Genomic DNA, 11,037 nt, shown 5'->3' with positions numbered 1-11,037 from the left:
GGCGCCGGGTGAAGACCGCCGCGCGCACCGTCGAACGCGGCCACGGCCGCCGCGAGCGGCGCACCGTGAAGACCACCGAGGTCCGCGCGGGACTACTCTTCCCGCACGCCGTGCAGGCAGTGCAGGTCACCCGCCGCCGCCAGCCGCTCGCCGACGGGCCGGCCACGACCGAGATCGTCTACCTTGTCACCAGCCTGCCGACCCACCAGGCCAGCCCCACGCTGCTGGCCACCTACGCCCGCGAGCACTGGCTCGTGGAGAACCGGCTGCACTGGGTCCGCGACGTCACCTTCGGGGAGGACCTCAGCCAGGTCCGGACCGGCCACGCTCCCCAGGTCATGGCCAGCCTGCGCAACCTGGCGATCGCKATCSTTCGCCTGACCGGCGCCACGAACATYGCCCAGGCAATCCGACACCACGCGCGGCGCCCCGAACGACCACTAGAGACGATCAAGAGCCTTGCTTGCTAACCGACAACTTTGCCGGGGCCCTGGCCACCCATCCCGCCTACCCCGGGGCGTTCCTGCGGCCCGGCCAGCAGGCCGCAGCCGTGCCTACGGTGTTCCGGCTGGCTTTCGAGCTACCCCAGGTCACCCGCGTCGCCGTCGGCTCGACCAGCAGCGAGCACCTGCGGGCGCTCGCGGCCGCCGTCGACCTCCAGGTCGACGGCGGGCAGATCACCCGCTACCGGCAGCTGCTCGCTGCGCGGCCCTCGCTCAGGCCTGAAGCGCCTTGAGGAGCTCGTCGACGAGCACACGTGCCGGGTCGAGGAGCGGGCCGGAGTAGTCGGCCGGTGCGGTGACGATGTCCGCGCACAGGAACAGGGTCACGATCCGGCCGGTGCGGCTGCCGAGCTCGGCAGCGAACGTGTCGCGGATCCGTTCGGCCAGCGCCGGGATGGCGAGCGAGTTGACGAGCAGGTTCGCCGCGTCGAGACCGGCCGGGGCCAGGCCCCAGTCCTCCCAGTCGAGCAGCACACAGTCCGGCGCGGTCAGGTTCGCCCAGTTCAGATCGGCATGCGCCGGCACCCACCGGTCGAGCGTCGTGTCGAGCTGGTCGCCGAAGACCCGGCCGATCGTCGCGCTGACCCGCGCCTGGCTGATCGGCACGGTGTGCAGAGTCACGACCCGGGTCGTGGCCGCGGCGGCGAGCGCGGTCAGCGACCCGGCCAGCGTCGACCACCAGCCATCACCCAGCCCCGGATCGACGGTGAGGATGCCACCCGGCTTCACCGGCCGGGCCACGACGTAGCTGGTCTCGTCCGCCCGCCACAACAACCCCGCCTCGGGCTCAGCCCACGAGACGCCCTGACGCCAGACCGGCATCGCGACTCCTGGCAGCGCGGCGACGGTCTCTGCCCCGTTCCAGCCCTGCCCCGACACCTTCGACACCGGCCGCGCCTCGATACGCACCCACGTGTCGGCGTCGCTGGGCAGCCCGATCGAACGCCGCTTGCGCACCGCCGCCGCCCGGTCCAGCCGCACCCCGAGGGACCGCTCGACCCGCGCCAGGACCTCGTCATGAGAACCCGACCGCAGATCCAGCCTCGCCACCTGAGACACAGCGCACGCCCACCTCTCGCGACCAACGACAGCCTGCATCCGTGAGCGTAGGCCGCCCACCGGGAGAGATCATAAGAATGATCGTTCCCGCCGGGCATCGCCAAGGAACCCGCCCTCGACCCGCGCGACATCGTCGCCACCGCCCCCGGTCAGATCGCCGAGCCAACATCGCGCCCCGCCACTGTGCGGACCGAGCGCGCCCTGCGATCGGACCGACGCGTGCCGCCGACGTCCCGTGCCGTCGCCAGCTCCGCGCGGATCCGGTGAGTAGCTCGACCTCGATCAGCGGCGCCCATCAAAGATGATCAGGTCCAAGTGTCAGGGACTGACTGCTCCGGGGCGCGGCGGACGGTTCGGCTCTCGCCGGCGACGTATACGGGTGGAGGAATAGGACGCTTCCCGCATCCCACGACCCCGGCAGCCAGACGAGATCCGCGCCAGCGGCGGTGATCTGGGCTGGACCGAGCGCCGTATCAGGGTGCGGACCGTTCTCTCGGTCCTCCGAACCCAGAGAACGGAAGGAGGCGGAAATGGCGCATCACCGGAGCCGGCTGGCCCGCGGGATCACGGCCGATCAGGAGCGGCTGGTCAGGCTGGTGGTCTGGATCATCACGGTCATCGTGACCATGGCAACGCAGCACCACATGTAGTTCCCCGGGACGGGCAGGGTCTCTGCCGTCCCCCGCCGACTGGCGGGGGACGGCGCCCTGCCTCTCCATTCGCAGGGAGGTGCTGGGTGGGCATTTCCCGGCGCTGTCGCGTTCCCGGGCCGCGCCCAACGGGGCGTGCTCGCCGCCGCGCCGAAGGCGGCGACCAGCGCCACCGACAGCCCGCCCGACCCAACGGCCGCCGGCGCCCTGGCGCTCGCCGCCGCCCACGACCTGACCGCCGCGGCCGCCTTCACGATGACGACCCCGACGCTGGCTGGCTCACCAGGCAGGCCGCCGTGGCGCCGCGGGGGCGGTGGGGCCCTGCGGCGGCCCCCGTCGGCCGTCCAGGAGCCACGCCGCCATCTCATCTACCCGGTACCGAGTCCGTCGGTTGCTCCAGGATCCCGGTCGCTATTGACGCTCCGTCACCCCTCACAGGTCTGTGAAAGCGGCCGCCAGCGGTCGGTGCCCCTGTGCTCTGCTGGGCGAAGGCTAGGCGTGCCACTCCCATCCACGACGCGATTCGATCACTCGTACGCGGTCGTACGCACGTTCTAACGTGCTGGTAGAGGGGCATGTCCGCTCATACTCGGTCGTCGCCACCCTGCTCCGGACCGGGTTCGATTCCCGCCACCTCCACGAGCCGGCCCGTCGTGGTTGCCGACCTTTGGTCAGCCTCCCGGCGGGCCGCGATGTTTTCCGGGAGGGACCCCCGGACCCCCGTGCGACCGGCATGGATCTGGTGGGCGGCTGTTCGGTGGTGTCCGGGTGGGCCAAGGCCGKGGCCTCCTGGGGCGAGCCTCCGGGAACCCCGCGGGCGCGATCTGTTGGCGGTTCGGCCGCTGGTGCCGGGTGTGCCTCATGCCGCGGCGTTGCTCGGTGAGGGTTCCGAGGTGCTCGGTTTCGATGACGAGGTCTCCCCGGACCACGATTTYGGCCCTCGTGTGCAGTTGTTCGTCCCGCCSGGCTTTGACACCGAGCCGGTCAACGTCACGCTGGAGAGGCTGCCGGCTCGGTTCGAGGGTTTCCCGGTCATCTATCCGGACAGCGACCGACATGACGGCCGGCCGCACCACCAGGTGGAGGTGACGACCACGCGAGCGTTCTTCGTCGATCGACTCGGTGTCGACCCCGCCGACGGGATGGGTCTGGCGGACTGGCTGTTGGCGCCGACGCAGATCCTGGCGAGTCTCACGGGCGGCGTGGTTCTGCATGACCCGCTCGCTCTTCTTACCGCGCGGCGCCGGGCGCTGGCCTGGTATCCCGATGATGTCTGGCGCTATGTCCTGGCGGCCGGCTGGCTGCGGGTCAGCCAGGAGGAGCCGTTCGTCGGCCGCGCCGGCGGCCGGGACGACGATCTTGGCTCGCGCGTGCTTGCGGCCCGGGTGGCCCGTGACCTTGCCCGGATCGGGTTTCTGCTCGAATGCCGGTGGGCCCCGTACAACAAGTGGCTGATGACCGCGTTCGCGCAGCTGGCCCTCGGCGGCCAGGTCGGTCGGTACCWTCACCGTGCGCTGCGCGCGATGYGGTGGCGGGAGCGTGAGGCGGCGCTGTGTGCCGCGGCCAGTCACCTCGCCGACGTCACGAACCGGCTGGGTCTGGCTGAGCCTGTCGACCCTGCGCCGCGCCGCTTTCACACCCGGGACATCCAGATACTCGGCGCTGACCGCCTCACCCGTGCGTTGACCGATGCGATCAGCGATCCGCAGCTGCGAGCCCTCCTCACCGGTTTCGGACATCGACCTGACGGCCTACTCGGCCATCTCCCGGGCRCGTCGGGCCGCCTGGCGGCGTGGCTTATGACGGTCCACGCCGAATGAGCCGGCGGACGGACCGAAAGACGGGTAGCGTATCTCATCGGATACGTTTGGTGTCGTGATGGAGAGGACCGTAGCGGAGGGGGTCRCAGTGGAGGGGGCATGGCGGATTCGCTGACAGGCCGACTGATCGAATCCGCGCGGCTGGAGGCGGGCCTGTCCGGGGCTGAGCTCGCGCGGCGGGCGGGCACGTCACGGCCGACGTTGGCGGCCTATGAGCACGGGGTGAAGTCACCGACGTTGGAGACCGCGACGCGTCTGCTGGCGGCGGCGGGCTTCCGGCTCGACGCGGTGCCGGTGCCCTCGTTCGAGGTCGTGGTGGACGGGCGGGGGCGACCGTTCACCGTGCCGGATCGGCTGCCTCGGCTCCCGATACGGCAGGCGTTGGCACGGGTGCGCCTGCCTGTCCATCTGAACTGGTCCAACCCCGACCGGACCTACGACCTCGCCGACCGCCGACAGCGCCACAGGCTGTACGAGATCGTCCTGCGAGAGGGGACGGCGGATGACATCCTCGCCTACGTCGACGGGGCACTGCTCGCCGACGCCTGGCCGGAGCTCGTCCTTCCCGCCCCGATCCGGCGCGCCTGGGAACGGGCTGCCTTCAGATGATCACATCGTTGCAGCGGGCGGTTGCGCGGATCTTCTTCGGGCTGCCCGAGAGCGCGGGCTTCGCGGTCGCGGGCGGCGCCGCGCTCATCGTGCGTGATCTCGTCGACCGCGAAACCCGCGACGTCGATCTGTTCACCGCCCTCCCGCCCACGGCATCGATCCCCGACACGGCGGCGGCGTTCGAACGCGCAGCGGCTTCGCAGGGCTGGGCCGTTCGGCGGGTCCAGCTCACGGACAGCTTCGCCAGACTTGTCGTCGAGACAGATGGTGAGGTATTGATCGTGGATCTTGGCGTCGACAGCCCGCCGGACGAACCACCCACCCTCACCGAACTCGGCCCGACACTCAGCGCCCACGACCTGGCGGCCCGCAAGACCCTCGCTCTGTTCGGCCGAGCCGAGGCGCGTGATTTCACCGACGTGTACGACCTGGTGAACGTCTTCGCCAAGGAGGAGCTCGTCCACCTCGCCCAGGCCCAGGATGGCGGCTTCGACCTGCGGGTGTTCGMCGACATGATCGGAACCATCGGCCGGTTCACCGACGACGACCTGGGGCTGCCCGGCCCGGCCGCCGACCGGCTACGCCACTTCTTCTCCGCCTGGCGTCAGGAAATCACCGGCGGCTGAGTGACGACCGGTCCCCATCCGGATTCCAGCTCGACCGTGCCCATGATCGCGGTCACCAGACGGACCGCGGTGTCCGGACCCACCAGAGCCACGGAACACATGTTCGGCTCGGTRGATGATGTTGTCGGTCGGAGACTCACTGGGCATCGTCCCTGGTCAGGAGCCGCTTGGCGACTGGGCGGACAGTGATTTCGGGACCCTGCACCAAGATTGAACGGTGGCGGGGTCAAACGGTCGTAGCGACGGCCCTCGCCCAGCGTGGACGTGACCTCCTCATCGAAGCCCTCGTAGTCGTGGATGGCCCATTCCTCGGCCGCCTCRCCGTGCCGCCGGGCTGGTGAGGTCGCCAGGATGCGGGCAACGGCGCCCTCCAGGTCTTCGACATCATGATCAGCGGCAATCCAGCGGCCGTGTAGCTCGCCGTTGGTGTAGTCGGCGAGGCTGGCCACGTAGACGCGGGGTCCGTCACCTTAGGCGTCGTCCCCGTCAGCTTGCTCAGCCAGGGGCACGATCTCGCCGTCCCGCCAGAGGCCTGGTTGCGCCGGCTGGTAGCCGCCRTCTCCGACGACGGGGCACAGCGGTCCGCCGTCCTGGTGCGTCCAGGTGGACTCGTCAAGTCCGACCGAGTGTTCGATGATCTGCTCTTCGCACTCCGGGCAGGCGTAGCCGACCCGTTCGCACCGGTCGTCCTGCTCGTGTCGTTCGAGCTGGACAAGAGCGTCTTCGTAGCGTCGGTACTCCCGGAGGACGGCCTCCCACCGCTGGTCGAGGGCTTCACCGTCCTCCGTCTCCCAGACGTACCGAAAGCCCTGCTCGTCCTGGGAGATGATCGTGCCGCCGCCGGTGCCGTGGTCGACGATCAGGCCGAACCAGCCCAGCTCCTCGGCGCGGCCGATCTCCTCGTCCGGCGGTTCGCCGAACAGTTCGTTCAGTCGGTCTGGATGCAGGAAATGATCTTTCCTGGACGTCTCGTCGGCTTCGGCCAGTTCGGGGGCGACGGCGATCCCGCCGAGCATCCGCGTGCGCTCCCGCGTGGCCTCGATGCGGTCAAGGAGAGCGGCGTGCTCGGCCCAGCCGCTCACCGGACCCTTGTCGGGCCTGGCCTGGCAGTAGGTTCGCAGCGCTTCGACCCACGAGGCGACTTCCGGCGTCTGGGATTCGAGGTCTTCGTACAACTCGTGGTAGACGGTGTCCTCGATAATGTTGCCGGTGCTGGCCAGGCTGTAGAGGGCGCTGACCTGACCACCGTGCAGCTGTCCGGCGATGTAGCGCGCGGTGCGGTCGTCGATGGGCCGCTTCTCCTGGGCGGCGGCCTCGATGCCTCGGCTGATCAGGCGCTCGTCGTATGACTGCTCGGCGGGTGGGGCGCCTTCCTGGTTGATGATCCTTTCGTGTGATGGTGCGTGTTCCATGGGTGTGGTTCCTGTTTAGTTGACCTTGCTGGTGCAGCAGAAAGCCCGGCCGCCACGAGGGCARCCGGGCTTCCGCGGCCGGGTCAGGTTGCTGTTGGTGAGGTGCCGCCTCGTCGTACGCCCCGCTCGCGCAGCAGGACCTTCACGGAGGTCGGGCCGATCGAGAACTTCTCCGCGAGCGCTTGGGCGGTCGTGCCCGCCCGGTAGAGATCGATCAGGGACTCGATGTCAGCGGGGGAGAGCCGCTCTGTGACCTTGCGCACGGTGGGACGACGCCCGCGGCCGGTGTTGCCCGGCAAGCCGGGCTGAGGGCCTTCGTCGACTTCGTCTAGGACGGTGCAGAGGGTCCGAAGATCGCGGAGGTACCCACAAGAGGGGTTGGAGTATCTCCGGAGGAGGTCCACAAGCTGGCCCGTCGTGGTTGCCGACCTTTGGTCGGCTTCCCGGCGGGCCGCGATGTTTTCCGGGGGGCGACCCCCCGAGCCCCCCGTCCGGCCGGCGTGGAGCTGGCYCGGGGTGGTCAGGTGGTGTAGCCGGGGCGTGGGTCTCCTGGGTGAGCCTCCGGGACCTTGCGGGCGCGATCCGGTGGCAGGGCGGTGGGATCATGGCGTCATCGGCGGTGGTGGCACGGTCTGGGAACTCCATCTGTCCGCGRCGCGCTACGTCCGGAGATCACCAAAGATTGCGATGACGTAGCGGAGCCGACTACGGAGCTGCTGACCCGCTACTGGCGGCTACGCGGCTGCCTGCCGGGCGACGATGGGAACCTGACCCCGGTCACACCGGCGACTTCATCCCGTCCTGCACCTCTGTAGCGATGCCGGTGTCCGCTTCGCCGCAGGCCACCGCCGCATCCTCGCGAGGTATACACTTGAAGTATATTCCTAGCGTACAGTGCCCTCGTGAGTGTTCCTTTGACCCTGCTGGGGCTGTTGGAGCGGGAGCCGAGTCACGGCTATGACCTCAAGCGCGTCTACGACGAGTTCTTCGGCCGAGGCAAGCCACTGCCGTTCGGGCAGGTGTACGCCACGCTCGGCCGGTTGGCGCGCGACGGCAAGGTCATGGTCGGCGAGGCGGAGCCCGGYGACGGGCCCGACCGCAAGCGCTACGTCATCACCGAGGCAGGGGCGACGGAGTTCGAGAGCTGGCTGACCGAGCCGGTGGCGCCCGAACCCTCCCTGCGGACGGTGCTGTTCACCAAGGTCGTGCTGGCGCTGATGCTCGGCCGCGACGCCCAGCAGTACCTCGACGCGCAGCGCGCTGCCCACCTGCGGCGGATGCGCGAGCTGACCGAGCTACGGCGTACCGGCCCGCTCGTCGACGCGTTGCTCGCCGACTACGGACTGTTCCATCTGGAAGCCGATCTGCGCTGGATCGACCTGACCACGGCTCGGCTGGGCGCGATCGCCGAGGTGGTGCGCTCATGACCGTCCTGATCGAGGCCCGCGATCTTGCGCTCACTTTCGGTGAGACCCCTGCCCTGCGTGGCGCCAGCCTGACCGTCGATGCCGGCGAGGTGCTCGCCATCATGGGCCCGAGCGGTTCCGGCAAGTCCACCTTGCTGCACTGTCTGGCCGGCATCCTCACCCCCGACTCGGGGGAGGTGCACTTCAACGGCCGACGAATCGACACCATGAACGAGGCCCGGCGCAGCGAACTGCGCCGGCGTACCTTCGGCTTCGTCTTCCAGTTCGGTCAGCTCGTCCCCGAGCTGACCGCCGAGGAGAACGTCGCTCTGCCATTGCTGTTCGGCGGCACCAGCCGGGCAGGAGCACTCGCCCAGGCCCGGCCCTGGTTCGCCCGGCTCGGCCTGGACGGCATGCAGCGGCGCCGTTCCGGCGAACTGTCGGGAGGCCAGGCGCAGCGCATCGCGCTCGCCCGTGGCCTGGTCGCCCGGCCCCAGGTGCTCTTCGCCGACGAGCCGACCGGCGCACTCGACTCGCTCACCGGCGAACAGGTGATGGAACTGTTGGTGGGTACGGCCCGCGAGCAGGGCACGACCGTCATCCTGGTCACCCACGAGCCCCGGGTCGCCGCCTACGCCGACCGGGAGGCCGTCGTCCGGGACGGCAGGGCCAGCACATTCGCGGCCGAACGGATCGCCCCGTGATCCCCTTCGCGTTCCGCCTCGCCGTCAGTGGCGGCCGCCACGCCCTCGCCCGGCTTGTGATGATCATCGCTGCCGTCGCCATCGGCGTGGGGCTGCTGCTGTCCACGCTCGCCAGCCTGGGCGCCGTCGACCGGTCGAACGCCCGGCAACTCTGGTACAACACCGGCGCTGYCAGCCGGACCGAGACGGCCTCGGTGGACCCTCTGTGGTGGCGGGCCCACCGCGACTTCTACGACGGCAGGTCGCTCATCGAGGTGGACGTCGCAGCCACCGGACCGACCTCACCCGTCCCGCCGGGTCTGCGCAGGCTTCCGGCCCCCGGCGAGTACTACGCCTCGCCGGCGCTTGCCACGCTGCTGCGCGAGACCCCGGCGGCCCAGCTGGGCGACCGCATCCCGGGCCGGATGGTCGGCAGGATCGGTAACGCCGCGCTTGCCTCTCCGGACTCGCTGGTGGCGGTCATCGGCCGCGYCCCGGCCGAGGTCAAGGCCGCGCCCGGGGCACGAGCGGTCACCACCATCGCCGGCACGCTGCCGCCCGCCTGCGACGATGCATGTCTCGGCGAGGGCGTGCGCGGTGACGCCATGACCCTCATCCTCTCGGTGGTGGCCGCCGCGCTGATCTTCCCGGTTCTGATCTTCGTCGGGACTGCGACCCGCCTGTCCGCCGCGACGCGGGAGCAGCGGTACGCCGCGATGCGACTTGTCGGCRCCACTCCCGGGCAGATCTCGTTGATCGCAGCGGTCGAGTCCGCACTGGCAGCCGCCGCTGGCACAGCCGCCGGCTTCGGCCTCTACCTCGCGCTGCGCCCGGTACTCGCCACCGTGCCGTTCACCGGCAGCCGCTTCTTCGCCGAGGATCTGACTCTCACCGCGTCCCAGACTCTGGGGGTCGCCCTGGGTGTCCCGGTGGCAGCGGCGATCGCGGCTCGTATCGCGCTGCGCCGGGTCATCATCTCCCCGCTGGGCGTGACCCGCCGGGTGACCCCACGTCCGCCCCGGGCCTGGCGGCCGGTCCCGTTGCTGGCCGGTCTCGGGGAACTTGCCTTCTTCGTCGATCGCCGCCCGGCGACCACCAACGGTCAGACAGCGGCCTACCTCGGCGGCTTCCTGCTGGTGATGCTGGGCCTGGTGGTCGGGGGGCCGTGGCTCACCATGGCCGCCGCCCGGGTAGTCGCACGGCGTACCAGCCGTCCGGCGACTCTGATCGCGGCGCGCCGGCTCGCGGACGACCCGAAGGCTGGTTTCCGTTCGGTCAGCGGACTGGTCCTGGCCCTGTTCGTCACCACGGCGACGGTCAGTGTCATCGGAACCATCAACCACAACCGCGGGGTGCTCAGCGGTGATCCGCAGACCCGGGTCGCGGTAGTGGACGGTGCGCAGCCCGGTGACCCGCCGATGACAGGCGCCGTGCCGGACCGGCTCCTCGCGGACATCCGGGCAGTCCCGGGCTTCCGGGGCCTCGGCATCGTCCACGCCAACCCCCACAGGATCGGAATGGACCCGGCGGATCCCCGGCCATGGGCGCCCGGCCTGGTGGTCTGCACCGACCTGGTGCAAATCCCGGTCATCGGCCGCTGCCCACCCGGGGTGGGCGTCGCGGCCGTCCCGCTCTTCACGTTCCTCGACGTCCAGTCGAACAACGTCAAGCAGTGGCCCTCCGCCGCGATCTCCCGGGAGCAGGCCGCCACGCTGCCCGTACAGATGCTCTACGTGACCACCGACGGGTCGACGGCGGCCATGGAGCAGACCCGGACCCTGCTGACCAGGACCTACCCGAACTACATGGCCCGGACGGTCAACGACTGGGGCTCCCACCAGCAACAGGAGTTGGCCAGCTGGCGCCAGCTGGCCAACGTGGTGCTGCTGACCACCCTGCCGATCGCGGGCGCCAGCCTCGCCGTCAGCATCGTCGCGGGCCTGTCCGAACGCAGGCGCCCCTTCGCGATCCTGCGGCTCACCGGCGCGCCCCTACGGCTGTTGCAACGAGTCATCGGCCTGGAAAGCGCGCTGCCGCTGCTGGCAGGAGCCGCCCTCGCGATCGGGACAGGCTTCGCGGCGGCGGCCATGTTCCTGAAATCCCAGATGAAATACGATCTGATCTTGCCAGGCGAGGCGTACTACACGCTCGTCGTCCTCGGTCTGGCCGCGGCGCTGGGAATCATCACCTCGACCCTTCCACTGCTCAGGCGGATCACAGGCTCGGAGACCGCGCGTAACAGCTGATGCTTCCCGCCACGCCCCCATCG

Annotated in this window: 12 protein-coding genes; 8 read left to right on the top strand and 4 right to left on the bottom strand. The window is 70.1% G+C overall.

What is annotated here, in order from left to right; all coding sequences use genetic code 11:
* A partial coding sequence (locus CcI156_RS15060; protein ID WP_139341515.1) for an ISAs1 family transposase occupies positions 1 to 470 on the top strand: 470 nt, incomplete at its 5' end.
* Positions 464 to 736: a hypothetical protein gene (locus CcI156_RS15055; RefSeq protein WP_023841178.1), complete on the top strand. Its 273-nt coding sequence runs from the start codon at positions 464 to 466 to the stop codon at positions 734 to 736. The genes CcI156_RS15060 and CcI156_RS15055, both read left to right, overlap by 7 nt.
* Here the strand turns inward: CcI156_RS15055 and CcI156_RS15050 are convergent.
* Positions 717 to 1,553: a hypothetical protein gene (locus tag CcI156_RS15050; protein WP_232235093.1), complete on the bottom strand. Its 837-nt coding sequence runs from the start codon at positions 1,551 to 1,553 to the stop codon at positions 717 to 719. The genes CcI156_RS15055 and CcI156_RS15050 overlap by 20 nt on opposite strands.
* Before the next feature lie 1,504 nt (positions 1,554 to 3,057).
* Here CcI156_RS15050 and CcI156_RS15045 point away from each other — a divergent pair.
* The 3 genes from CcI156_RS15045 to CcI156_RS15035 all read left to right on the top strand — a co-directional run bounded on the left by CcI156_RS15045 (position 3,058) and on the right by CcI156_RS15035 (position 5,267).
* On the top strand, positions 3,058 to 4,032 hold the full coding sequence (locus CcI156_RS15045; protein WP_254847446.1) for a DUF4037 domain-containing protein: 975 nt from the start codon (positions 3,058 to 3,060) through the stop codon (positions 4,030 to 4,032).
* Between the two features lie 99 nt (positions 4,033 to 4,131).
* Positions 4,132 to 4,641, top strand: a complete 510-nt coding sequence (locus CcI156_RS15040) for a helix-turn-helix transcriptional regulator (protein ID WP_023841182.1) — start codon at positions 4,132 to 4,134, stop codon at positions 4,639 to 4,641.
* 8 nt (positions 4,642 to 4,649) lie between these two features.
* Entirely contained in the window at positions 4,650 to 5,267 is a 618-nt protein-coding gene (locus CcI156_RS15035) for a nucleotidyl transferase AbiEii/AbiGii toxin family protein (RefSeq protein WP_217697701.1), read from the top strand.
* Here the strand turns inward: CcI156_RS15035 and CcI156_RS27795 are convergent.
* The 3 genes from CcI156_RS27795 to CcI156_RS15020 form a co-directional block, all read right to left on the bottom strand.
* Positions 5,246 to 5,716, bottom strand: coding sequence for an antirestriction protein ArdA (locus CcI156_RS27795; RefSeq protein WP_023841183.1), 471 nt, complete (start codon positions 5,714 to 5,716; stop codon positions 5,246 to 5,248). The two genes, CcI156_RS15035 and CcI156_RS27795, sit on opposite strands and share 22 nt — an antisense overlap.
* A 21-nt stretch (positions 5,717 to 5,737) precedes the next feature.
* On the bottom strand, positions 5,738 to 6,679 hold the full coding sequence (locus tag CcI156_RS15025) for a hypothetical protein (RefSeq protein ID WP_023841184.1): 942 nt from the start codon (positions 6,677 to 6,679) through the stop codon (positions 5,738 to 5,740).
* Between the two features lie 83 nt (positions 6,680 to 6,762).
* The gene (locus tag CcI156_RS15020; RefSeq protein ID WP_035732570.1) at positions 6,763 to 6,942 is read right to left on the bottom strand and encodes a helix-turn-helix domain-containing protein; all 180 of its coding nucleotides are present in this window, start codon (positions 6,940 to 6,942) and stop codon (positions 6,763 to 6,765) included.
* 639 nt (positions 6,943 to 7,581) lie between these two features.
* On the opposite strand from CcI156_RS15020, the gene CcI156_RS15015 reads away from it, so the two are divergent.
* Genes CcI156_RS15015 through CcI156_RS15005 form a run of 3 tightly spaced genes read left to right on the top strand, consistent with a single transcriptional unit; the run spans position 7,582 to position 11,014 of the window.
* Positions 7,582 to 8,106: a PadR family transcriptional regulator gene (locus tag CcI156_RS15015; RefSeq protein WP_023841185.1), complete on the top strand. Its 525-nt coding sequence runs from the start codon at positions 7,582 to 7,584 to the stop codon at positions 8,104 to 8,106.
* On the top strand, positions 8,103 to 8,789 hold the full coding sequence (locus tag CcI156_RS15010) for an ABC transporter ATP-binding protein (RefSeq protein WP_011435265.1): 687 nt from the start codon (positions 8,103 to 8,105) through the stop codon (positions 8,787 to 8,789). Before CcI156_RS15015 ends, CcI156_RS15010 begins: the two co-directional genes overlap by 4 nt.
* Positions 8,786 to 11,014: an FtsX-like permease family protein gene (locus CcI156_RS15005; protein ID WP_076806344.1), complete on the top strand. Its 2,229-nt coding sequence runs from the start codon at positions 8,786 to 8,788 to the stop codon at positions 11,012 to 11,014. Before CcI156_RS15010 ends, CcI156_RS15005 begins: the two co-directional genes overlap by 4 nt.
* Positions 11,015 to 11,037: the final 23 nt, after the last annotated feature.

Origin of the sequence: Frankia sp. CcI156 (assembly GCF_001983015.1) — a bacterium.
GTDB classification, from domain to species: Bacteria; Actinomycetota; Actinomycetes; order Frankiales; family Frankiaceae; genus Frankia; species Frankia casuarinae.
The sequence above is the reverse complement of the archived record's forward strand: the minus strand, read 5'-3'. Positions and strand labels throughout refer to the sequence as shown.

Excerpts from the sequence above, each read along its gene's own strand:
- CcI156_RS15040 (WP_023841182.1), top strand. The coding sequence starts at position 4,132 with ATGGCGGATTCGCTGACAGGCCGACTGATCGAATCCGCGCGGCTGGAG.
- CcI156_RS15010 (WP_011435265.1), top strand. The coding sequence starts at position 8,103 with ATGACCGTCCTGATCGAGGCCCGCGATCTTGCGCTCACTTTCGGTGAG.